The sequence below is a fragment of the Corynebacterium sp. HMSC069E04 genome (assembly GCF_001813175.1).
GTDB classification, from domain to species: Bacteria; Actinomycetota; Actinomycetes; order Mycobacteriales; family Mycobacteriaceae; genus Corynebacterium; species Corynebacterium aurimucosum.
In genome coordinates this window covers 19,142-41,038 of record NZ_KV811704.1, presented here as the reverse complement: position 1 = coordinate 41,038, position 21,897 = coordinate 19,142, and the positions used below count along the sequence as shown (strand labels likewise).

Annotated in this window: 20 protein-coding genes; 16 read left to right on the top strand and 4 right to left on the bottom strand. The window is 57.5% G+C overall.

Going from position 1 to position 21,897, the window contains the following annotated elements:
- Nucleotides 1–31: 31 nt before the first annotated feature.
- Nucleotides 32–1,951: a helix-turn-helix domain-containing protein gene (locus HMPREF2896_RS11625; RefSeq protein WP_070719594.1), complete on the bottom strand. Its 1,920-nt coding sequence runs from the start codon at nt 1,949–1,951 to the stop codon at nt 32–34.
- A gap of 87 nt (nt 1,952–2,038) precedes the next feature.
- On the opposite strand from HMPREF2896_RS11625, the gene HMPREF2896_RS11620 reads away from it, so the two are divergent.
- The 11 genes from HMPREF2896_RS11620 to HMPREF2896_RS11570 all read left to right on the top strand — a co-directional run bounded on the left by HMPREF2896_RS11620 (nt 2,039) and on the right by HMPREF2896_RS11570 (nt 14,285).
- The gene (locus HMPREF2896_RS11620; protein ID WP_210388775.1) at nt 2,039–3,271 is read left to right on the top strand and encodes a thiolase family protein; all 1,233 of its coding nucleotides are present in this window, start codon (nt 2,039–2,041) and stop codon (nt 3,269–3,271) included.
- Between the two features lie 2 nt (nt 3,272–3,273).
- On the top strand, nt 3,274–4,146 hold the full coding sequence (locus HMPREF2896_RS11615; RefSeq protein ID WP_070719593.1) for a 3-hydroxyacyl-CoA dehydrogenase family protein: 873 nt from the start codon (nt 3,274–3,276) through the stop codon (nt 4,144–4,146).
- Between the two features lie 6 nt (nt 4,147–4,152).
- On the top strand, nt 4,153–4,983 hold the full coding sequence (locus HMPREF2896_RS11610; RefSeq protein WP_070719592.1) for an enoyl-CoA hydratase/isomerase family protein: 831 nt from the start codon (nt 4,153–4,155) through the stop codon (nt 4,981–4,983).
- Entirely contained in the window at nt 4,967–5,218 is a 252-nt protein-coding gene (locus HMPREF2896_RS11605) for a hypothetical protein (RefSeq protein ID WP_070644224.1), read from the top strand. The genes HMPREF2896_RS11610 and HMPREF2896_RS11605 overlap by 17 nt, the downstream gene beginning before the upstream one ends.
- Nucleotides 5,211–6,797: a sodium:solute symporter family protein gene (locus tag HMPREF2896_RS11600; RefSeq protein WP_070719591.1), complete on the top strand. Its 1,587-nt coding sequence runs from the start codon at nt 5,211–5,213 to the stop codon at nt 6,795–6,797. The genes HMPREF2896_RS11605 and HMPREF2896_RS11600 overlap by 8 nt, the downstream gene beginning before the upstream one ends.
- Nucleotides 6,790–7,221: an acyl-CoA thioesterase gene (locus tag HMPREF2896_RS11595; protein ID WP_070719590.1), complete on the top strand. Its 432-nt coding sequence runs from the start codon at nt 6,790–6,792 to the stop codon at nt 7,219–7,221. Before HMPREF2896_RS11600 ends, HMPREF2896_RS11595 begins: the two co-directional genes overlap by 8 nt.
- Nucleotides 7,214–8,005: an enoyl-CoA hydratase/isomerase family protein gene (locus tag HMPREF2896_RS11590; RefSeq protein ID WP_070719589.1), complete on the top strand. Its 792-nt coding sequence runs from the start codon at nt 7,214–7,216 to the stop codon at nt 8,003–8,005. The genes HMPREF2896_RS11595 and HMPREF2896_RS11590 overlap by 8 nt, the downstream gene beginning before the upstream one ends.
- 16 nt (nt 8,006–8,021) lie before the next feature.
- Entirely contained in the window at nt 8,022–9,668 is a 1,647-nt protein-coding gene (locus tag HMPREF2896_RS11585; RefSeq protein ID WP_070644242.1) for an AMP-binding protein, read from the top strand.
- A gap of 42 nt (nt 9,669–9,710) precedes the next feature.
- Nucleotides 9,711–11,429 carry a helix-turn-helix domain-containing protein gene (locus HMPREF2896_RS11580; protein ID WP_070719588.1) on the top strand — a complete coding sequence of 573 codons (1,719 nt, stop codon included), beginning with the start codon at nt 9,711–9,713 and terminating at the stop codon, nt 11,427–11,429.
- A gap of 118 nt (nt 11,430–11,547) precedes the next feature.
- A complete protein-coding gene (locus HMPREF2896_RS11575) occupies nt 11,548–12,666 on the top strand; it encodes an alcohol dehydrogenase catalytic domain-containing protein (RefSeq protein ID WP_070446252.1) in 1,119 nt (372 codons plus the stop codon).
- 104 nt (nt 12,667–12,770) lie between these two features.
- Entirely contained in the window at nt 12,771–14,285 is a 1,515-nt protein-coding gene (locus HMPREF2896_RS11570) for a permease family protein (RefSeq protein ID WP_070446254.1), read from the top strand.
- On the opposite strand, the gene HMPREF2896_RS11565 is transcribed toward HMPREF2896_RS11570, so the two are convergent.
- Nucleotides 14,282–15,463, bottom strand: a complete 1,182-nt coding sequence (locus HMPREF2896_RS11565) for an acyl-CoA dehydrogenase family protein (protein WP_070710920.1) — start codon at nt 15,461–15,463, stop codon at nt 14,282–14,284. The two genes, HMPREF2896_RS11570 and HMPREF2896_RS11565, sit on opposite strands and share 4 nt — an antisense overlap.
- Before the next feature lie 87 nt (nt 15,464–15,550).
- On the opposite strand from HMPREF2896_RS11565, the gene HMPREF2896_RS11560 reads away from it, so the two are divergent.
- The 5 genes from HMPREF2896_RS11560 (at nt 15,551) to HMPREF2896_RS11535 (ending at nt 18,943) form a co-directional block, all read left to right on the top strand.
- Nucleotides 15,551–15,961 carry an acyl-CoA thioesterase gene (locus HMPREF2896_RS11560; protein WP_070710919.1) on the top strand — a complete coding sequence of 137 codons (411 nt, stop codon included), beginning with the start codon at nt 15,551–15,553 and terminating at the stop codon, nt 15,959–15,961.
- Nucleotides 15,962–16,037: 76 nt separating this feature from the next.
- Nucleotides 16,038–17,009, top strand: coding sequence for an NAD(P)H-dependent flavin oxidoreductase (locus HMPREF2896_RS11555; protein WP_070719587.1), 972 nt, complete (start codon nt 16,038–16,040; stop codon nt 17,007–17,009).
- A gap of 3 nt (nt 17,010–17,012) precedes the next feature.
- Complete coding sequence (locus tag HMPREF2896_RS11550) at nt 17,013–17,813, top strand: enoyl-CoA hydratase-related protein (RefSeq protein ID WP_070719586.1); 801 nt, start codon at nt 17,013–17,015, stop codon at nt 17,811–17,813.
- 232 nt (nt 17,814–18,045) lie between these two features.
- The gene (locus HMPREF2896_RS11540) at nt 18,046–18,441 is read left to right on the top strand and encodes an MmcQ/YjbR family DNA-binding protein (RefSeq protein WP_246824028.1); all 396 of its coding nucleotides are present in this window, start codon (nt 18,046–18,048) and stop codon (nt 18,439–18,441) included.
- A 55-nt stretch (nt 18,442–18,496) separates the two neighbouring features.
- Entirely contained in the window at nt 18,497–18,943 is a 447-nt protein-coding gene (locus HMPREF2896_RS11535; protein ID WP_070446267.1) for a MarR family winged helix-turn-helix transcriptional regulator, read from the top strand.
- A 33-nt stretch (nt 18,944–18,976) separates the two neighbouring features.
- Here HMPREF2896_RS11535 and HMPREF2896_RS11530 read toward each other — a convergent pair whose 3' ends face one another.
- Nucleotides 18,977–20,212 (bottom strand): M20 family metallo-hydrolase, encoded by a 1,236-nt coding sequence (locus HMPREF2896_RS11530; RefSeq protein ID WP_070719583.1) that lies wholly within the window; start codon nt 20,210–20,212, stop codon nt 18,977–18,979.
- 9 nt (nt 20,213–20,221) lie between these two features.
- Entirely contained in the window at nt 20,222–21,814 is a 1,593-nt protein-coding gene (locus HMPREF2896_RS11525) for an amidohydrolase (RefSeq protein ID WP_070719582.1), read from the bottom strand.
- Nucleotides 21,815–21,897 lie beyond the last annotated feature (83 nt).

Genomic DNA, 21,897 nt, shown 5'->3' with positions numbered 1-21,897 from the left:
TTTCGTTTTGAAGTCTTTGGAAAATTCTAGGCTATTGGTTTCCTGTCCAGGTGACATCGTTAAAGACGGTCGGCATACCAGACTCAATGCGCAGTGCTGCGAGTGCTAACTGTACGTCTAGCAACCGCACCCCCTCGTTCCAGCCTTCACCTAATATTTCATCAATTCTCTTCATCCTGTTGCGAACAGTATTGACGTGAACATCAAGTTCTTCGGCTACGATGGATGCTGAAAAGTGGTGCGAGAAAAGGGCTTGCATAGTAGGCACTAGCGCCTTTGAATTTTCCCTATCATAGCGAAGCAAATTACCTATTGATTCGTCAACCAATGCTTTTCGCTGAGCATCAGTCATTCGCGCCAATAGACGCACAGACTGCGGAAGTGCAGCGTCGGTATACCACCCTGTTTCACTAGATAAACCCAGGGAAGCGATATCATCAAGAAACTGTATACAAGAGCGATATACTTCTGCCGCTCTACGAAAACCAGTAAATTTGTCTGACAGATACCCGTGAACTTTCAAGCGTCGCAAATCAGCAAGCTTTGAAAAGGTTTCAAAAAAGGATAAAAGCATGCTCGCCTCCCCTAAAACGCCAACCTGATCAGTAGACACACCAATCAAGAGCTTCCCCTTAGAGACCTCAGAACACCGTTGTGCAATCAGTCGAAGACCTGCTTCATCGCCAGAAAAGAGAAGTAAGCGATTTAAGCCATCCTCTACGATTTCCGCTTCGGTAAGCAAGCCTTGTTGGCGTGCCGTTAGCTGCGTTCTTCCAGAACTCACCAATGAAAAAAAGAGATTTGAGGACTCGACTACTCGCTGCGAATCAGCCTCCAACCCACTGACGTCTCTAATGCTCAAGGCGCGTGCTACCAAGTCAATAATCCGGGCTTCAGGGCTAGGCATGATCAAGTCGGCAACAACCACTCCCCAGGGCTTCCCACCACGAATTACGGGAGAGACATAGACCTCACGCTCACCCAACGATAAGGACTCCCCTCGTCCCGGCGAGGAAGTCCTCCGGACATAACTTTCGATAGGAGCGTAACCATCTACCGGAAGCCAGCCTCCAGCGCTATCGAGCATGAGGTCTTCCAAACTTGAAATGTGGATTTGAATCCCCATGTTTTCTGCAAGAAAAGCGGCTACGCGTGACTCAGTAAGCAAATCACTGACCATTGAAATGACCGTTTCTACAGTTTCTAGCGCTTTTGCAGAGTTCGTCAGCTCTACACGGCATTCTTCCGCAACCATCTTGAGGCTATCCACCTCCTTGTGGTGGCGATTCGACTCTTCCCCACGGACCCCTACCGCTAACACTTGGACTGCTAGCTGCTCAAGAATATAGATGTCGCCCGTGTGATAAATACGCTCATGCCTATCCGCAACGAAAAGAACTTGAAACCCTGACTCAGCTTCGACGGGAATCCCCAATAAGGACCGTATCCCTTCTCGCTTTATTGCAGTATCCAACACAGGATCATGTTCAAAGCCATCGTCTCTCAAGTAGTTTGCCACCTGCAATGGCGCAGCGACCTGATAAATCTCGAAAAAGAACCCCTTCTCGTTGGGCTCAACTTCTTGCAGTTCCGTGGTCCAGATTCCGCTGGAAAGAATAATGCTTGCACTGCCGGAAGTCTCATCAAGCTCCATAATGAACGCCGCATCTGCCCCCAACATCTGACGGGCCAAAGACAGAATTCTACCGAAAGCCACATCTACGTTCTCGTCACCATTGATGTCTAAGGACAGATCAGCAATTTCCGAAACCAGTGAACGGAGTTTGCGCGATGACTCGGCACGGTTACTAATCTCCAGCAGGACCTCTTTGAGTTCTGGAAACCTAGCTGAAACAACAGCATCTTGAAGCTCCTCCCGAAAGCTAACCGGTGTCAACTGCAACGCCTTACGGCATAGCTGTACCACGTCCCCAATCCCCAACTCCGACATTGATTGTCCTTTCCCACAATAACGAGGCCAACACTGTGTAATTAACCACTTTACGGGTGTGAGTTAGGCTGCGATACTCTTCCTCAAGTGATTCGAATCACCCGCATTTTCGCGCTACCTCACACCAAGGAAGGAGTAATCATGTCGAGCCCCAGCGATGCAGTTATTGTCGCCGGCGCACGTCTCCCTATCGGAAGAAAGGGAGGAACCCTGGCCGAATTTGATGGTGTACAGCTTGGTGCACGTGCCATCAAAGCCTTAATCGACAATCCAAGCATTAACGCACTTTTGAATGACGAGGCTATAACCGACGTCATCATGGGAAATACGCTTTCCCATTATGGGAATCCTGCTCGCGTCGCGGCGCTTAGCGCAGGACTGCCTGTAAATACTCCGGGACTTACGATCGACCGGCAATGCGGATCAGGAATCAATGCTGTAACGCTTGCTGGAAAGCTCGTGGCCTCTGACGGCGGAGTTTACATTGCAGGAGGAATGGAAAGTATGACTAACGAACCATTCCAATTATCACGCGCAAAGCGGGCGTACGATGCCACACCCCCGAGTTTCCTTCGCCGAGAGCTCTCTACAGCTGAAATAGGCGATCCCACAATGGGAGTAACAGCTGAGAACCTTGCAGAAAAATACTCCATCTCGCGGGAAGAACAGGATGAATTTGCTTTAAGAAGTCAAGAAAAATATGCAAAAGCAAAATCGCAAGGGAAATACTCGCATTTCCTAATTCCGACTGAGACCTCTAGCCATGGACCGGTGGAACACGATGAACACCCTCGGCCTAAGACCAGCGCAGAAAAATTAGCAGCATTACGCCCTGCTTTTATTTCCTCAGGCACTGTTACTGCCGGGAATGCCTCGGGAATTAACGACGGCGCTGCAGCAGTTTGCATCGTTTCAGCAGATAAGGCAATGCACCACGACCTCGCCCCCTTGGCACGCATCGGAGAAAGTTCTGTCGTTGGCGTTGACCCGAACTATATGGGAATTGGACCGGTACCTGCCATTCAGGCAATACTCAAGCAAACTGGACGGAATATCTCTGACTACGACTTCATCGAAATCAATGAGGCATTCGCGAGTCAAGTGCTTGCCTGCGCAAAAGAGCTTGCCCTCGATGTGGACAACATAAATCCACTGGGCGGCGCAATTGCCCATGGACATCCTATTGCCGCCACAGGCACCGTCCTAATCCAGAAGACAATCACCGAGCTTTCCGAGCGAGGCGGAGGCCGAGCAATCGTCTCAGCCTGCATAGGCGGCGGTCAAGGAATCGCTACTGAAATCATCGTGGAGGAGAAATAGCAATGAATCCAGCTGAATCTAGTGTCGCCATCTGCGGAGCTGGAACTATGGGTGCACAGATTGCCTTTCACTGCGCACTCAAGGGATACACAGTAACGCTTTACGACATCAATACTGACCAACTCGACCGTGCCGATTCCCTTCTACACGAGCTGATGGACAAGAAGCTAGCTAAGGGAAAAATCACACAAGACGAAGTTGACCAGGCTTTCGCTCGGCTAAAGTACGAAACCAGTCTCGAAGAAACTTGCTCCAACGCCAGCCTCATCATTGAAGCAATCATCGAAGACCTGCAAGCAAAGAAGAAGCTCTTCTCAGAGATTTCATCGTACGCCCCCAAAGAAGCGATTCTTGCCACTAACTCATCCAGCATCGTCTCTTCGAAGTTAGCTAGCGAAGTCCACCATCCTTCTCGTCTGTGCAACATTCATTTCTTCAACCCGGCCCTGGTTTTGCCTCTTGTGGAGGTGGTCAAAGGCGACCACACCTCAGAGGATACTGTCGACCGAGCCATCGAATTTGTCGAGAGCATCGACAAAACGCCGGTCCGTTTGGAGAAGGAGATTTTCGGTTTCATCACGAACCGAATCCTTGCGGCGATTTTCGATGAAGCAATCTCCCTATACGAAAACGGGATTGCGGACTTTAAACAGATCGACACCGCTGTCAAGGCAGGGCTTAACCACCCGCTAGGCCCCTTCGAATTGCTTGACCTAACCGGAATCGATGTCAATTACGGCATCAAGGTATTAGAAGCTGAGGACTCCGGTGACCCTTCTAAGGGCCCTTCTCAAACCCTTACGCGTCTCTATCAGGAAGGACGCCTTGGACGTAAGTCTGGCCAAGGGTTCTACGTGTACGAGAAGGAGAAGTGAGTGAGTATGTCTAATAACGAAAACTCAACGAACCCAGCTAACGTAGTCGAGTCCTCACATGAATCCGGGATCGGGATCATCACTATTAACCGGCCCCGGCAGTTCAACGCATTAAACACTGAAGTTCTTAATGCGATTAACTCGGTACTGGATAAGTGGGAATCTTGCGTCGCAGTGCAAGCCGTCATCTTCACCGGCGCTGGCGATAAAGCATTCGCTGCTGGAGCAGATATCAAGGAACTTTCTCAGCTGTCGCCCTGGCAGGTTGTCAATGAGTATCCGATGGCAGAGCTCTACAAGCGAATTGAGAGCTACCCCAAGCCCACTGTTGCAGCGGTTAACGGATTGGCGCTAGGAGGCGGTTTCGAACTAGCTCTATCGTGTGACATTCGTATTGCGGATCCGCAATCTCGCTTCGCATTTCCAGAGCTAGGACTAGGAATCATTCCGGGTGCAGGTGGTACCCAACGGCTTCGTGAGGTCGCCGGTAAAGCTATCGCTTTAGACCTCATTCTGACACGCAAAGAACTCGATGCTGAAGCTGCGCTGCAATGGGGAGTCATCACCCGCATCAGTGATGATCCGGTCGCCACAGCGATGGAGATCTGCCACGTACTTAATGAAAACGGACCGCTAGCTCAACGTGTTGCGCGGGAATCCATCAAAGCAGGTGTGCTAGGCGGGCACCAACAGGAGCAGCTTTCACAAGGAATGGCCTTCAGCCATTCTGACCGTGCTGAAGGGCTGTCGGCATTCCTCGATAAGCGAGCCCCCAATTTCAACAGTTCTGTCTCTATCTCAACCGAAAAGGAAGAATCTCATGCCCCAACAAAATAGTCCGAACACCGACGACCTTGGCTTCTTTAAGCCATCGAAATTCCACCTTGGTTCGACAGTGTTCATCATCGCGCTTTCTGTCTTCGCCTTCCTGCCGATGAGCTTTAACACCATGATCAGCGGCACGACCCTAGTCAACTACGTTCTCGTAGCCATTATGGTCTTGAGCCTTATCATTCTGCTCGTCGATCTTGTCGTCAACAAGAATGACGATGGAGATGTTCACAATGCCTAAAGAGAATATTCTGCCCTTGGCCATACTGATCGTTTACATGGCCCTGACTGTCGGCATTGGTATTTATGCGCACCGTCAGAATGAAGACTCTTCTGCCAAGTCATTCCTGACCGGAGGCGGCGGTGTCGGCCTTTGGATCAATGGTTTCGCAATCTTCGCTGCTTTCGCGACCGGCGGAACTATGCTCGGAAACATCGGCCTATCCTATTCAGCTGGCTGGGGATACATCACTGCCTACAACGGTGGCGTCGCGCTGGGTTATCTCATTACGACGTTCTTCCTCGCAAAAGTCCTTCGTAATATGAATGTGGCTACTGTTCCTGAACTCATCAAGGCTCGATACAACCACCGCGCGATGAACCTAGTCGTACCAATCGTTCTCATCGGTACGCTAACTGCATACATCGTCGCACAGATGAAGATCGGCGGCTTGATCGGAGAACAAATTTTCGGCATCCCGTATAACTGGTCCGTTGTCCTTATCGGCGCTGTCTACGTGTTCTACACATTTGCCGGAGGTATGAAGGCTGTTACGCTGACTGATTTCCTTCAGGGGGTCATGATGATCGGCGTAGTTGTTGCAACTGGGTTCATCGCAGTTAACTCAAACGGCGGATTTTCAGTCTATGAGGTAGCCCAAGGCCTTCGCCCGGAATGGACAGGCGCTGAAACCTATCCTCCGATTGCATATATCGGTGCCTTCTTGATTTGGGCAACTTGTAATGCGGTTCTCCCTCACACGGTGATGCGTATCTTCGCTGCAAAGAACGAGCAAACAGGGCGTGCATCGTTGGCACTAGGACTGGGGCTGTACGTCATTACGTCTATTGCTACGTGTGTATTCGTCATCGCAGGAACCATTATCCTCACTGGTGGACAGGACATTGAGCAAAGCGATGGAGCTTTCCTCCTCTTCTTGGACCAGGCGGTACCTAATTGGCTTCGAGGTCTAGCATTCGCAGGAATTTTTGCTGCTGTTATGTCTTCTGTCTCGGCAATGCTCCTTGCATTGGCCGCAGCTCTTTCCTACGACCTGATCGGTCAGCTTAAGCCGAGCACGTCCGATGCGACAAAGCGTAAGATTACCAAGCTCGGAATTCTAGGATTTGGCGTACTCACGCTAGTTCTTTCTCTAAATCCGCCGCAATTCCTTACCCTTCTGTACTCAGCAGCAATGGGCCTCCTCGCTTCCTCCCTTTTCTTCCCGACGCTACTCGGAATTTGGTGGCGCAGAATTAGCGGTAGTGCCGCTTTCGTCGGTGCCAGCTTCGGTGGTATCGCATACCTTGTACTTCTCTTTGGATTCGATCTTCCACCGCTATCCGAGATTGCCTTCGCTCTGCCTTTGTCCGCTGTTGCTTGCATCATTAGCGCCTACATCTTCAAGCCTGCGACTCCAGAGCAAATTCGACGCATCACAATCGCTCACAGCCGTGAGGTAACTGACGCTGAAGCGGAGGAGTTTAATCGCATCGCCATGGCGGAGCTGAATGGAACACAGCCCTACGCTGATGCCAACGAGAGCTCCTTCGAAACGTCGAATTCTGGATCAGTCTCCAAAGAGGGAAACAATGTATAAGACGACTATCACGCCGCGCTTCAACGAAACTGACGCGGTTGGGCACATAAACAATACGAAGTTTCCTGCCTGGTTCGAAGCTGCGCGCAGAGATTTCTTCGCCGAGTTTGACCCTGATCTTGTGACAGATCCCTGGACGCTTCTCGTTGTTCGCTACGAATTGAACTTCTTAAAAGAAGTGAATTGGGTACCGGAAGTCGCAATCCACACGTCGATTTCGCGTCTTGGCAGAACTTCAGTGACCCTTCATGAGGAGCTCTACCAAGAAGGTGAACTGTGCGTTGAATCTGAGGTGACCTATGTAAACGTTGACCCGCGCACCAGAAGACCAGAGGAAGTACCCGAGCCGGTTCGAGTAAAACTGTCCGCGCACCTTAGCGCGCAGCCAAACGAATCTAATCAACAAGGAGCCAGTGATGCTTAAGTCTTTCACCGATAGCGTGGTGGTTGAAACTGAGGGTTCTATTGCTTCAATAACGCTCAACCGACCCGAATCCCTCAACGCTCTAACGTTCGAAATGCTGCGTGGCCTTGAAATTACGCTCGCGGAACTGGGCGATAATCCCGATGTTCGAGCGATTATTCTGCGCGGAGAAGGCAAAGCTTTCTGCGCAGGTGATGACCTCATCGATATGGGCACAGACAACTGTCCCGTGCCGGAGGACAAGATTCGAGAATTCTTGGACGGTTACCCAAAAGTCTGCACTGCGATTCGTGAATGCCCGAAACCTGTTGTTGCGGTATTGCACAAATTTGCTATGGGAGCCGGGCTAGAGCTTGCGCTTGCCTCTGACTTCATCGTCGCGTCTTCGAACACCAAGATCGGCCTTCCCTTCGTACTCCGTGGCTTCTCATCGGGAACAACCTTGCTCCCACGCCTAACAAACCGTCTTTTCGCAAACAGACTGTTACTAACGGGGGAATTTGTTCCTGTGTCCGAACTTTCAAACTTCGGACTCGTATCGACAATCTGTGAGCCCGAAGACTTGGATGCTGAAGCAGAGTCTCTTGCTAAGCAGCTAGCGTCACTGCCCACAAAGTCCATTTCGCTCATGAAGAAAACCATGGGCGCAACTCAGCATCTCGATGAAAGTGCAGCGTGGCTCATGCAGGCCCACTCCACGGTCTCGTCAACGCTTACCGAAGACCACATCGAGGCCCGTACTGCGTTCCGCGAAAAAAGGGACCCCTATTTCACCGGCCGCTAAACAAGAAAGGACTATCATGACCAAGCCATTGACCACATACGTTCCGGATGAAGGTCTGACCTTCTTCAAGCCGCAAACTTTGGCTCAGTATTTCTCGGAGCACGCCGAAAATACCCCAGAGAAAACCGCAATCTATTTTTACGGGTCTGAATTCACTTATGGATGGCTTGAGCAAAAAGCATTGGCGCTAGCAACGACCTTGGCCCACGAGGGGATCAGGACTGGAGACGTAGTCGCGCTTTACATGCAAAACTGTCCGCAATTTGTGATTTCTTATCTTGCTGTTCAGAAGCTAGGCGCGGTCGTCAGCCCTTGCAACCCCATGCTCAAAGCAAAAGAACTGTCATATCAGCTCAACGACCTGGAAGCAGTTGCACTCATCGCTAGCGAAGAATTGCTCGTCGAATATGAAAAGGCAGACGAAACCTCAGTTCATACTTTGATCGTCACTTCTTTCGACGATGCTCTAGATCGCGAAGAGCACTCACAGGAGTTCAACTTCCGTATGCCGGACCGGCGTACGACTGCGCTCGACCATATTTCTTGGGAGAAGGCAACGGCACAGAGCGATCCTGTGGACGAAGTTGAGTCTCTCCTTAAGCCAGAAATCAACCTTGATGAAGACTGCGCTCTAATCATCTACACCTCCGGTACTAGCGGGTTGCCCAAAGGCGCAATGCTGTCTTACACAAACTGCACTTTTAAAGCTAACTGCGTCGCAGCTAACTTTGGATATACACCGTCTGACAAGGTTTCCGCCTCGATGCCGATTTTCCATGTGGCTGGAAAAATTGTTGGAATGTCTGCTGTCTTCGTTGCGGGTGCTTCGATGATTCTTCAAGCGCGCTTCGATGGTGAGGACTTCGTAACTATGGCATCTCGGTACGGGATGACGGTCTCATACACAACGCCGCCGATGAATACTGAAATCCTAGCTACGGATCGTGCTTCTCAAATGGACAGGCTTCGTGTCTGCATGGGTACGAGCTTTGGCTCACAAATCACGGAATCACTGTCCGACCAGTGGAAAGAACAAACCGGTCAGGACTTCTTTGAGTTTGCCTACGGAATGAGCGAGACTCATACTGCGGATACGATGACTCCTCCTGACCAGATCGTTTGGGGAAGCACTGGGCGGCCTACTTTCCAGACCGACATCAAGATTACTGATCCGGAAGACCGCAACCGTGAGCTTAGCCCTGGCGAACTAGGAGAAATCAGTGTAGAAAGCCCAGCAGTCTTTCTCGGCTATAAGGGCAAGCCAGAAGCCACTGCAGCTGCGAAAATCGGTGGACGGTACTTCTCAGGCGACATGGGATATTTGGACGAGAATGGCTACCTCTTCTTCGAAGGTCGCTTCAAAGAGATGATCAAATCCAATGGTTATTCGGTCTTCCCAGAAGAAGTGGAGAAGTATCTCCAAGACCACCCTGCAGTCCAGCAGGCCGTGGCCGTTGGTTACCAGGACGACCGACGAGGAGAATCCGTCAGAGCTTTCATCGTGCTGCGTCCCGAATACAAGGGAGTGACCTCTGAAGAGGAGATCATTTCTTGGGCTAAGGAGAATATGGCTGCCTACAAGTATCCAAGGTCAGTGCGATTCATCGACGAGGTCCCCAAAACTGCGACTGGCAAGATGTTGCGGGCTAAGCTGCGCGAATAGATAAGCATAGTGGTGCCAATCCCGGCTACACTGCATGTAATCATGAGCGAGTTTGGCGAGATTCTAAACCACCTAAGCACTGGCACCCGTGTCCCCGACGAGCTGCGCGAGCAATTGGCGGCCGAGGAGCTTGGCGCGCTTCGGGCCATCGAAGAGACCATGCGCGCCAACCACACATGGCGGGTGATGTCGACCAAACTGCTCGACGTCTCCCACATGCTCAACTCCGGCCGCGAATCGACTGATATCTTCCAGGCCATCGTGCGCCACGCGCGCTCCACCATCGGCACCGACGTGGGCTATCTCAGCCTCAACGATGAGGACACCGGCTTTACCAAGGTGCTGGCCACCAGCGGTGTCGTCACGGAGGAATTCCGCACCATCAACATGCCGATGGGCTCCGGAGTCCTCGGCATCGTGGCCGCCACCAACCGCCCAGCGTGGACCTATGACCATTCCGCAGATCCCAACGTTACGCACGTAGATTACGTGGACCGCGCGGTAGAAGCCGAAGGAATCCGCGGAATCCTCGGCGCCCCGATCCGCATCGCCGGGCGCACCATCGGCGCGCTGCTCGTGGGCGACCGCCACCCCCGCCACTACACGCACGAAGAAATCGCGGCCCTCGAGGTGCTTGGCTCTATTACCTCCGTGGCGCTGGAGAATGCGCAAGTCATCGAGAGCCAAGGCGAGTCCGTGGCCGAATTGACCCGCTCCCAGATTGCGCTCAGCCGCCATGTCGAAGAACTGCAGTGGCTCAATGAGGTCAACACGCAGCTGCTCCACGTGCTGATGAATAACGCGAGTTTTGAGGAACTCGAACGCGTGTTGGCTGATAGCCTCGATGCACCGGTGTCCCTATGGACCACGGAAGGTGCCCCGAACACTCCCCCAACCAGTACCTTCCCCGTGGAGTTCAACGGGCGGGCCTTAGGCACGATTGGCGTGGACAAAGAGCTCAGCGATGCCGAACTGCGCGTCATCAGCCACGCCTCCGCTGCCTTTACTGCGATTGCTCTTTTTGCCGAAGCGCTTGTCGACGCCACCGCGCGCAAAGTCGATGACCTCGTCTACGCCGTCGCTCTGGGTAATGCTGGGCGCGAGGAGATCGCTCGTCTGCGCCACCTAACGGGAATCAGCCTGAATTCTTCGGTACAGCTCTATTTCGTCGGCTTACACTCGGCAAAGAGTTTGCCAACTCGCCCGCAACTAGAGCACTTTCTGCCGGGAAATGCCGCTATCACACACCACGACCAGCACGTATGTGTGCTGTACCAGCCGGATCGAGCAATTGATAAGGCACTGGCCCCGCTGCTGTCTGAGTTTTCTGACCTGACGGTTTCTGCCATCGGCTTCGACGGGCTGGATTCGGCACGCAGCGCCCACGATTCCGCTATGGCCTACTTGGAGTCAGCTTTAGCACTCGGCGTACAAGGCCGCTTAGTCACCGAAGATACCTTGGGCACCGTCGGCCTCATCTTGGGCGCGGACCCGCAGGCGTTGAGCGCGCTGTCCACGCGCACGATCGGCCCGTTGGTGCGTTATGACGCGGAGCATTCCACGGAGCTGACCGATACCGCGCACCACTACTTGCTCTCCGGCCACAGCATCCCGCAAACAGCTCGCGCCATGTTTATCCACCCCAATACGGTGCGCCAGCGACTCGACCGGATCGCTGAGCTCATGGGTGATGAGTGGGCCGTGGGTCAGCGCGGGCTCGATGTTTTCGTAGCGCTGCGTGCTCACGCGCTCAGCGGGTAGAAAATTCTCCATCCGCACATATATTGGGTGTAGTTTTTCCCATACCGTTCTCACCCTCCCCCACGTGACGTGGCGTACATTGCGATGCATTAACCCCATCCGATGTCTGGAGGTATCAATGTCTGACACGATTACCATTCGCGGCGCCGTTCTGGAGCGCTCCGGCGATGAGCGCCCCTACGCCGACTCTCAGCCCATCACCGTGAGCGAGCTCGAGCTCTCCGCTCCCGGCGAGGGCGAGATTCTGGTCAAGATCACCGCCGCCGGCCTCTGCCACTCCGACCTCTCCGTGGTCAACAACAACCGCCCCCGTCCGCTGCCGATGCTGCTAGGCCACGAGTCCGCCGGCATCGTCGAGGAAATCGGCCCGGGTGTTACCAACGTCAAGGTTGGCGACCACGTGGTCATGACCTTCCTCCCGCGCTGCGGCGAGTGTGCCGGCTGCAAGACCGACGGCAAGATGCCGTGTGAGGTTGGCTCCAAGACCAACAACGAGGGCACCCTCATCCGCGGCACCCGCCACCTCACCCGCAACGGTGAGACGGTTCAGCACCACCTCGGTGTCTCCGGCTTCGCCACCCACGCCGTGGTCTCCGAGCTCTCCGTCGTACCGGTGGGCTCCGATGTCCCGGCGGACATCGCCGCTATCCTCGGCTGCGCCATCCTCACCGGTGGCGGCGCCGTCCTCAACGAGATTGATCCGAAGCCGGAGGACAGCATCGCTGTCGTTGGCCTCGGTGGAGTAGGCATGGCCGCGATCATTACCGCCGCTGCACTCGGCGTGAAGGAGATCGTGGGCATCGACATGCAAAAGGACAAGTGCGAGAAGGCCCTCGAAATCGGCGCCACCTCCGCCATGACCCCGCAGGAAGCCGAAGAGTCTGGCAAGAAGTTCACCGCCGTCGTGGAGGCTGCCGGCCACCCGAAGGCACTGGAGACCGCTTACAAGGTCACCGCACCGGGCGGCCTGACCGTCACCGTTGGCCTGCCGGCACCGGGCTCCACCATCACCATCGACCCGCTCGTAATGACCGGTGAAGCACGCCGCGTGCACGGCTGCTACCTGGGTTCCTCCGTTCCGTCGAAGGATATCCCGAAGTACGAACAGCTATGGCGTGAGGGCAAGCTCAACGCAGAGGCCCTCATCTCTGATCACATCAAGCTCGAGGACATCAACACCGCCATGGACCGCCTCTCCGACGGTGCAGCCCTGCGCCAGATCATCGAGTTCGACTAAACAGAGCTCGGCTAAACCTCAACAAATCTCTCACCTTTCCTCACCAAGCCCCGCGCGCTTCACGCCCGCTGGGCTTGGTCCCTTTTCTTTGAAAGGAGGCCGTCATGGCCGAAACCACCGAAGCCACCGAACCTGAAGACCAGGGCATCGGTCAAGCTTCGCCCCACTGGAAGATGGGGCCTTTCGATGTCCGCCTCCCCTTCGTGCACTACCGCATGGAATGGCCGGACTTCGCCCAAGGCCTGTTTATGTGCGTGGTCGACCTGGGCGCTATCCCCCTGATGACCGAGGCCCTCGGCATGCCCTACGAAGCGGCGCTGGCCGTCGTCATGCTCAATGGCCTTCTCTACCTCACCCACCACATCCTGGGCGACCCAGTTGTCCCCGGCTGGATTACCCCGGCCATTCCACTGTTGACGGTCTACATCCAGACCTTCCCGGAGGGTGAGCAGCGCATCTGGGCGCTGATCAGCTTCCAGCTCATGCTGGGCATATTCTCCTTAACGCTAGGCATAACGGGATGGGCATCGAAGGTCGTCCGCCTCATCCCCTCTGGCTTGCGCTCCGGCATCGTCCTTGGCGCTGGTATCGCTGCCATCATCTCGGTGTTCCAGGAAGGCGGACGTTTCCACTCCTTCCCCATTACCATCACCATCGCGGTGGCCGTGGCCTTCTTCCTCATGTACTCCCGTGGCTTCCAAGCCCTGCGACAGAAAGCCGCCGGCTGGCGCTTCCTGGCTTCGCTAGGCATCCTGCCTGCTATCTTCGTCGCGGTCTTTGTCGCGCCGCTGGCGGGCGAGGCCCCCTGGCCGGACGTGGAGTGGGGTTTCTCCAAGCCGGACTTCATCACTCTGTGGTCTGAGTACACCGTCTTCGGCGTTGGTTTGCCGCCGGCGCACATGTTCCTTACCGCCATCCCCACGGTGCTGGCTGCCTACATCGTCGTCTTCGGTGACGTCCTGCAGGCCAACGCAGTGCTCAAAGAAGCCGACCACGTCCGCACGGACGAAGCCGTGGTCTACAGCCCGTCGCGCGCACACCTGCTTTTTGGTGGCCGCAACATGCTGATGTCCATTATCGGACCGGACGTCGCCATGTGTGGCCCGCTGTGGGCGGCAATGCACGTGGTCATCGTCGAGCGCTACAAGCAGGGCAAGCGCGCCATGCGCACCATCTTCGGCGGCGCGGGCTCCTTCCGTTGGGGCACCAACGTAGGTCTTCTGCTGCTGCCGATCACCTCCTTCGTTGAGCCCATCCTGCCGGTGGGCTTGGCTCTGACTCTCATCATCCAGGGCTTCGTGTCCGTGCGCGTCGGCATCATGGAATCCAAGAACCAAAAGGATCTTGGCATCGCAGGTGTCACCGCCGGCGTTCTCGCTACACAGGGAGCCGCCTGGGGCTTCGCTGCCGGCATCATCATGGTGCTCGTCGTCTACGGCAAGGACATGTTCAAGGACGAGCGCGACGGCACCATCCGCAACTTCGATGAAATTGATCCGGAGGAAGGCTTCGCCGACGCGCAGGCCGACTTCACTGAACTGGCCGAGCTCAATGATCTGGATGCTGACGGCCGCCCAATCGATCCGAACGCCCCGAAGCCGAAGGACACCAGAAGCTAACTAAACGCCTGCTCCCCCGTCAGCACGCGCCCCAGAATCAACGTGTGGATCTCATCGGTGCCCTCGTAGGTGCGCACTGATTCCAGGTTGGCGGCGTGGCGCAGCGGCGAGTAGTCCGCGGTGATACCGTTGCCGCCCAGGATGGTGCGGGCTTGGCGGCAAATGTCGATGGCGGTGCGACAATTAGCCAGCTTGCCCACCGAAATCTGGTAGGGCTCCAGCGTGCCTGCATCCTTGGCGCGGCCCAGGTTCAGTGCCAGCAACTGCCCCTTGTTCAGCTCCACCGCCATGTCCACCAGCTTCTGCTGGGTGAGCTGGAAGGACGCCAGCGAGCGGTCGAATTGCTTGCGCTCCTTGGCATAGGCCAGAGCCGCCTCCAAAGAATCACGAGCAGCGCCCAAAGCGCCAAAGCTGATGCCGAAGCGAGCCTCGTTCAAGCACATAAACGGACCCTTGAGCCCTGGATGCTTGGGCAGCAGTGCATCAGCAGGCAGAGTAACGCTGCCCAATTCAATATCGCACTGAATGGAAGCGCGCATGGACAGCTTGCGGGTAATTGGGGTGGCGTTAAAGCCTGGCGTAGACGTCGGCACGATGAACCCGCGCACGCCCGCTTCCACCCCGGCAGCCGCCGCGTCCTCCTCAGAAACCTTCGCCCAGATGATGGCTACCCCAGCAACGCTCGCCAAACCGATCCAACGCTTCGCACCATCAATGACCCATTCACCAGAGCGGTAGCGCGCCACCGTCGCCATGCTTGCCGGGTCCGAACCGGCAGTCGGCTCCGTCAACCCGAAGCAACCGATGACTTCACCGGCGGCCATCTTGGGAAGCCACTGTTGCTTTTGATCCTCCGAGCCGTGCTTATAAATCGCCGACATTGCCAGCGATCCTTGCACCGATACCACCGTGCGGATACCGGAGTCCCCTGCTTCCAGCTCCTGCATGGCTAGTCCGTATTCAACCGCGGAGCGCCCGGCGCAGCCATAGCCTTCCAGATGCATTCCGAACAGACCGGCCTCCGCGAGCACCGGGAGGATCGACTCCGGCAGCATCGCTTCCTCGTACCACTGCCCCGCATGCGGCCGAATGTGTTCATCCACCAGTGCGGCAACGCGGTCGCGGGTAGCTTTTTCTTTTTCGCTCAGCAGAGCATCGATTCCCAGAAGATCTGTCATGGCATTCTCCTCACGATTCGAGCGACGAACCACAATTCGTATGTATAGTAATGTGCATCACTCTACCCGCTTGCCCCAGGAGGAACAATGCGCGCGCCCGCCAACGCCATCCCCATAACCCTCGCCTTGCGGTGGTCCGACCAAGACGCCAACGCCCACGTCAACAACGCCACAGTGGTCACCCTCCTGGAGGAAGCGCGCGTCCGCGCAGCCGCCACTCTCACCGGCCCCGTCGCCACCGATTCCTATGCTCACGTGGTGCGTTCTCTCGAAGTCCAGTATGACGCCGAGCTCACCTACACCGATTCCATCGAGGCTCGCGTGTGGATTTCTCGCATCGGAAACACCTCCTATCAAGTCGCCCACGAACTCATTCAGGATGGCACCCCGTGCGTGTTTGCCACGGCGACGCTGGTGCTTATCGACGTCTCCGCCCGCCGCTCCATCGCCCTATCCGATGACCTTATCGAGCGACTACGTTCCCATTTTTCCGAATAGCCATTCACTGACGTTTAGTTCAGGAACTCAGTCATCACTCCCCCACGCTTTCCCACCACGAAGGAGCACAACGCTCATGATTTCCACCCGTGTTACCGAGATGCTTGGTATCAAGCATCCCATCATCCAAGGCGGCATGCAGTGGGTCGGCCGTGCCGAACTCGCCGCAGCCGTATCTAACGCCGGCGGGCTCGGTGTCATCACCGCGCTCACTCAGCCCACCCCGGAGGATCTGCGCCACGAAATTCGCCGCACCCGCGAGCTCACCGACAAGCCCTTCGGCGTCAACCTCACCATGCTCCCTGCAATTACCCCACCGCCCTATGCGGAATACCGCGACGTCATCATTGAGGAAGGCGTGAAGATCGCAGAAACCGCCGGTAACAACCCCAAGGACCACATGCCGGCTTTCAAGGATGCTGGCATCACTGTCATCCACAAATGCACCTCCGTGCGGCACGCGCTCAGCGCCCAGAAAATCGGCGTGGACATCGTCAGCATCGACGGCTTCGAATGTGCCGGCCACCCTGGCGAGGATGATATCCCGGGCCTCGTCCTCATCCCCGCCGCCGCCGACCAACTGGACATTCCCATCGTGGCCTCGGGTGGCTTCGCGGACGGCCGCGGGCTAGCCGCCGCACTGGCATTAGGCGCCGAAGGCATCAACATGGGAACCCGCTTCATGGCCTCCACCGAGGCTCCAGTACACGAGAACGTCAAGCAAGCCATCGTGGAGCGCAGCGAGCTGGATACCCAGCTCATCCTCCGAGAATTGCGCAATTCCACCCGCGTGGCCAGAAACGCCATAAGCGACGAGGTGGCTGAGCGCCTTGCCCAAGGCGCTGAGTTCGAGGATATCCGCCACCTCGTCGCCGGTAAGCGCGGCCGTGCCGTCTACGAAACGGGTGACCTGGATGCCGGCGTGTGGACCTGCGGTACCTCGCAGGGACTCATCCACGACGTGGCCCCCTGCTCCGAGATCGTCTCCCGCATCTCCGCCGATGCCGCACGCATCATTTCCTCCCTCACCGAGCTTGTTAAGGATTAAACCATGACCGACGCCATCCTCACCCACCGCGAAGGCTCCGCACTTATTGCCCAGATCAACAACTCCGCGCGGCGCAATGCCATTGCCAAGGAGCATTGTCTCGCACTCTCTGCAGCGCTTGCCACCGCCTCCTCTGCCCCCTCCGTACGCGCCCTCATCATCACTGGCGATGAGACCGCCTTCTGTGCCGGCGCGGACCTCGTGGCCGCAGCGCAGGCAGCTGCCGACGCGCAGGCTGCGGGCGAAGCGCCGAACCCCGCCGAGTCAACCATGCTGCCCCAGCTCAATGCGCTCGTCACCGAAATCCAGGCCGCGGAGATTCCCGTCATCGCTGCGGTCGAAGGTGCTGCCGCTGGCGCAGGTGCCTCGCTAGCCTTCGCCTGTGATCTCATCGTCGCTGGTGAAGAATCCTATTTCACGCTGCCTTTCGGCAAGATTGGCCTCACCCCCGACGGCGGCGTGAGCCTCACCGCGCTCGCCTCCGTCGGGCGCCACCGCGCACTTGCACTGGCACTTCTCCAGGACAAGCTCGGCGTCGCCGAAGCGGAGGCAGCTGGGATCGTCGCCCAACGCACGCACCAGGGCCACGCCCTCGAGGCCGCGCTGCAGCTAGCGCAGCGCCTGCACATCGCGCCGCGCGATGCCCTCGCAAAAGCCAAAGAGGCCATCAACCGCACGGCCCTGGGCCAGCTAGACGAACAACTTGCCTGGGAAGAGCCCACGCAGTATGCGCAGATGGACTCTGCTGGACACAAGGAAGGCGTCATGGCCTTTCTAGAAAAGCGCCCCGCGCACTTTGACTAGAAGATTTTTGACTAGCAGAAAACTGCCAGGAAGAGTTCATGGCGGTGCCAGCGTTGGCCTCCATACTCCATGTTGTGCGTTTGAGAGAGCGCATGCGAGAGAGAGAACCCCTCACCCTCCAGAGGGCGGCCAATGGCTGATAGTTGGAGGGACTTGATAGAGACGCCGTTGGGCCCCTCCCCGAGGAATCGGAGGACGGGGCCCAACGGTGTTTTCACCTAGTCTGGTTCACATGAACTCCTGCTCAAGCGGCTCCAGCGCCCTGGACCTTCACTCCAGTGCCACCGCCCACGCCATGGAACTCCCCGGCGCCACGCTGACGCATCCTTTTGGACCAGACTGGGACGTGTTTAAGGTGCGCGGCAAGGTCTTCCTCCTTCTCACTGCGGTCACTGGCCGCCAGCAGGCCATCCTCAAGGCCGATCCCCTGGATGCAGAAGCGTTGCGTAGCGAGCACTCCTTCATCACGCCCGGTTATCACATGAATAAGCGGCATTGGGTGTCGGTGCACCCAGATCCCCAGCTGACCCCGGAACTTCTGGCCGAACTCGTGACGGACTCCTACCGCCTCGTAGTAGAAAAGCTCCCCCATTCGCAACGCCCCATCGATCCCTCCACCTTTGGATAGAGTTGCCGCTATAAACATTTGCGGCCACCAACCCCGAGCTCTTAGGCTTGATCACGTGACGGATTTTGACCTCATCGATGAGACCATCGCGGAATACCGCCGCTTCGAACGCGCCCGCGCGCGCTTCGATACCGAAGCACGCCGCGAGTACGGCATCACCGGTTCGCACCTTTCGCTCCTCCGGCTGATCGATAAAAAGAGCCCCATTCCCATCTTGCAACTGCGCAAGGAGCTGGGTTGGCAGCCCGCCACCATCGGGCAGGCGGTCAAGCGCTTGGTGCGTGACGATCTCATTGCCATCGACGATGATCCAGAGGACCTGCGCCGCCGCCTGTGCAGCATCACAGAGGAAGGCCGGCGCTTCCTGCTCCACGTCCCCCTCACCGGCCCGGCACGCCTGCGCACCTATGAGTTCAGCGAGGAAGAGTTAACCACCATGAAGCGTGGGTTCGAGACCGCGCTGAAGGCTTTCGGGTATGTGCCGTGGAGTGATGAGGACTAGCGCGGATGACTAGTGCAGGGCCGCGCTAGGGGCCTAATCCTCCCCGCAACCGTTTTCCACGAGGCGCTGCGCCACGTGCGCCAGCACGTCCAGCCCAGCCACGCAGTCTTCCTCCGTGGTGAATTCCTTTTCGTTGTGTGAGATGCCGTCGACGGAGGGGATGAAGAGCATGACCGTCGGCACCACCTCCTTGAGGTTGGTCGAGTCATGGCCGGCCACCGTGTAGATCTCTTGGTGCGAGTAGCCCAGTTCTTCGACGACCTCCCGGGCCAGCGCCACGCCGGCCGCCGGGTAGGGGTTGAGAGCCCACTCGTGCGTTGGCGACAGCTCTACTGAGGTGCGCGATTCCTCCTCTGCTTCGGCAATAATCTCTTGCAGGCGTGCTTGGGCTTTGTCCAGCACCTCCGTGGAGGGGGAGCGCACATCCACGTTGAAGCGCACCTCGCGGGCGATGGTCACGGGCGAGTTCGGCTCCAGTGTTAGCTGCGAGACCGAAGCCTGCAGCTGGCCTTCGGCGAATTCGTGGGTGAGGCGCTCTACTGAGGCGATGATGAGGGAGGCGCCGAAGAGCGCATCCTTCCTATCGGCCATCAGAGTGGAACCGGTATGGCCCTGCTCACCGGAGACCACCGCCTGGAATTTCTTCGCGCCCCAGGTAGCGGTAACCAGTCCAATCGTGTTGCCGGCAGCTTCAAGTTCCTTGCCTTGCTCGACGTGAATTTCCGCATAGGCTGCGAGCTTCGGGGCTTCGCCGCGCGGGGCCCAGCCCGCCTCTTCTTGGGCCTGCGCGACGGTGACGCCGCTAAGGTCGGTGGCGGAGTGGGCGCGGTCAAGCGCCAGCGTCCCCACGAACACGGAACTGCCCATCATGGACGGCGCAAAACGCGAGCCCTCCTCGTTGAACCAGTTGATGACCGCCAGGTTATAGCGCGCCTTGGCACCCGACTTCGCCACGCGCCCGGCGGCATGGGCTGCGGCCAGCACGCCATAAGCACCGTCGAAACGGCCTGCCAAGGGCTGCGAATCCAGGTGTGAGCCCAGGCCCACGTACTCGGCGCCGGGGGCGAGCTCAAAGAGCCCGTATTGGTTCCCGATCTCGTCATAGATGACGCGCGCGCCGAGGGACTCTAGAACCTCGTGGAACCAGGCGCGGTTGAGGTTATCGCCAGCACTGGCCGCCTGTCGTTCCACGCCACCGCCTGGCGTGGCACCGTTGGCGGACATGGCTTGGAAATCGGCCAGGAATTGTTCGTTGGTGGTTGCTCGCATGTCTACTCCTTAAAAGCTTCCGTAGCGCAGCTCGCCGCCCACGATGGTGGCGGCCACGTCGATGGGGGATAAATCTTCAGTCTGCAGCGGGTCCTGGGAAAGCAGCACGAAATCCGCCAGCTGCCCAGGCATTACCTGCCCTTTGCGCCCGGCCCAGCCCGTCGCCGCGGCCGAACCTGCGGTATAGGCGTAGAGGGCCTCGGCGGGGGTCAGACGGTCCTTAGGCCCGTAGTCCCGGCCTGAGGCGGTGCGCCGCTCCACGAAGGCCTGCATGACTTCCAGGGGCACGCCTGGTGCCACGGGCTGATCGGAGCTGCCGGGGAGGATGAGGGAGGCGTCGAGAAGCCGCTTGCCCGGGTAGCTCCACGCGGTGCGCTCCGGGCCGAGGGCATCCGCCATCGCATCGCCGAAAGTCGGGATGAACAACGGCTGCGGTACCACCACGATGGGCTTGCCGCGCAGGCGCTCAATCTGATCGGGGCGCACCACGCCGCCGTGCTCGATGCGGTGCGGCATGGCGGGCACGGCATGCTTGTCGACGGCCTCCTCCAGCGTCTCAATCGCAAAATCCACCGCTGCATCCCCAATGGCGTGAATGGCCAGTGACCAGCCCGAATTCGCCGCTCGCAACGCGCGGGTGCGCATCTGTTCTGGGTCACCCTGGAAGTAGCCGTGGTGGGAGCAACAAGCATAGTTTTCACTCAGCGCAGCAGTGGTTCCCAGCAGGGAGCCATCGCTGAAAATCTTCACTGGTCCGATCTGCAGCCACTCATCGCCGAAGCCGGTGCGCAGGCCACCATCCAGTCCCCAGCCGGTCCCGTCGGAGGCGTGTCCGGAAATCTCGTGGAGCACATCCATGGTCACCATCACCTGCATGCGGGTGTGCAGGGTGGCGTTCTGATAGGCCGCAATCTCGCGCGGGCTGTGCCCAATCCAGCCGCCAGCCACACCGGCATCCGTGACAGAGGTCAGTCCACGTTCGAGGTAGCGGCGCGTGGCCAGTTCTAGGGCGCGGGCAATCTCCTCGCCGGATTCCGGCAGTGTCACCTCTTGGATAGCGCGCATAGCGTTTTCGTCGAGCAGCCCAGTGCAGTGGCCATCGGCATCGCAAACGAACTCGCCGCCTTCCACCTCCGGCGGGTTGGCGGGGTCAACGCCTGCCGCGTGCAGGGCCGCGGTGTTCACCGTGTAGGCATGACCCGAGTTGTGTTTGATGAGCAGCGGAGCCCCGCCGGTCACGCGGTCAAGCTGCTCTATCTCCACCGGCGCATCCAGCCCGGAGGGGCGAAACCCTGCGGCCACTACCCAACCGTCGGGGTTGGGCTCGGCCTCGTGCAATGCAGAGTAGACATCCTCTGGCGCTGTGGCCCGGGAGAGGTCGACTTCCAGCAGCGTTTGGCCAGACCACACGGTGTGGGAATGCACGTCATTAAAACCAGGGCTCAGCGTGCGCCCGCCGGCATCGCACACCTGGTCAGCTGGCAGGTCACGGGCGGCCTGCCCCACTGCCAGGATGCGCCCGTTGGCAAAGGCCACCGCATCCGTGACTGGCCGCGCAGGGTCTTGGGTCAGGATGTGGGCGTTGTCGATGCGCGTGATCATGCGTCCTCCTGTGTTCTCCTGTTTCTCCAACGAACTGCACGCGGTACGTGCTGTGTCTGCCCCCACAGGTTAAACGTAGAAGT

Excerpts from the sequence above, each read along its gene's own strand:
- HMPREF2896_RS11625 (WP_070719594.1), bottom strand. The coding sequence starts at position 1,951 with ATGTCGGAGTTGGGGATTGGGGACGTGGTACAGCTATGCCGTAAGGCG.
- HMPREF2896_RS11615 (WP_070719593.1), top strand. The coding sequence starts at position 3,274 with ATGAATCCAGCTGAATCTAGTGTCGCCATCTGCGGAGCTGGAACTATG.
- HMPREF2896_RS11610 (WP_070719592.1), top strand. The coding sequence starts at position 4,153 with ATGTCTAATAACGAAAACTCAACGAACCCAGCTAACGTAGTCGAGTCC.
- HMPREF2896_RS11605 (WP_070644224.1), top strand. The coding sequence starts at position 4,967 with ATGCCCCAACAAAATAGTCCGAACACCGACGACCTTGGCTTCTTTAAG.
- HMPREF2896_RS11600 (WP_070719591.1), top strand. The coding sequence starts at position 5,211 with ATGCCTAAAGAGAATATTCTGCCCTTGGCCATACTGATCGTTTACATG.
- HMPREF2896_RS11595 (WP_070719590.1), top strand. The coding sequence starts at position 6,790 with ATGTATAAGACGACTATCACGCCGCGCTTCAACGAAACTGACGCGGTT.
- HMPREF2896_RS11590 (WP_070719589.1), top strand. The coding sequence starts at position 7,214 with ATGCTTAAGTCTTTCACCGATAGCGTGGTGGTTGAAACTGAGGGTTCT.
- HMPREF2896_RS11585 (WP_070644242.1), top strand. The coding sequence starts at position 8,022 with ATGACCAAGCCATTGACCACATACGTTCCGGATGAAGGTCTGACCTTC.
- HMPREF2896_RS11580 (WP_070719588.1), top strand. The coding sequence starts at position 9,711 with ATGAGCGAGTTTGGCGAGATTCTAAACCACCTAAGCACTGGCACCCGT.
- HMPREF2896_RS11575 (WP_070446252.1), top strand. The coding sequence starts at position 11,548 with ATGTCTGACACGATTACCATTCGCGGCGCCGTTCTGGAGCGCTCCGGC.
- HMPREF2896_RS11570 (WP_070446254.1), top strand. The coding sequence starts at position 12,771 with ATGGCCGAAACCACCGAAGCCACCGAACCTGAAGACCAGGGCATCGGT.
- HMPREF2896_RS11565 (WP_070710920.1), bottom strand. The coding sequence starts at position 15,463 with ATGACAGATCTTCTGGGAATCGATGCTCTGCTGAGCGAAAAAGAAAAA.
- HMPREF2896_RS11560 (WP_070710919.1), top strand. The coding sequence starts at position 15,551 with ATGCGCGCGCCCGCCAACGCCATCCCCATAACCCTCGCCTTGCGGTGG.
- HMPREF2896_RS11555 (WP_070719587.1), top strand. The coding sequence starts at position 16,038 with ATGATTTCCACCCGTGTTACCGAGATGCTTGGTATCAAGCATCCCATC.
- HMPREF2896_RS11550 (WP_070719586.1), top strand. The coding sequence starts at position 17,013 with ATGACCGACGCCATCCTCACCCACCGCGAAGGCTCCGCACTTATTGCC.
- HMPREF2896_RS11540 (WP_246824028.1), top strand. The coding sequence starts at position 18,046 with ATGAACTCCTGCTCAAGCGGCTCCAGCGCCCTGGACCTTCACTCCAGT.
- HMPREF2896_RS11530 (WP_070719583.1), bottom strand. The coding sequence starts at position 20,212 with ATGCGAGCAACCACCAACGAACAATTCCTGGCCGATTTCCAAGCCATG.
- HMPREF2896_RS11525 (WP_070719582.1), bottom strand. The coding sequence starts at position 21,814 with ATGATCACGCGCATCGACAACGCCCACATCCTGACCCAAGACCCTGCG.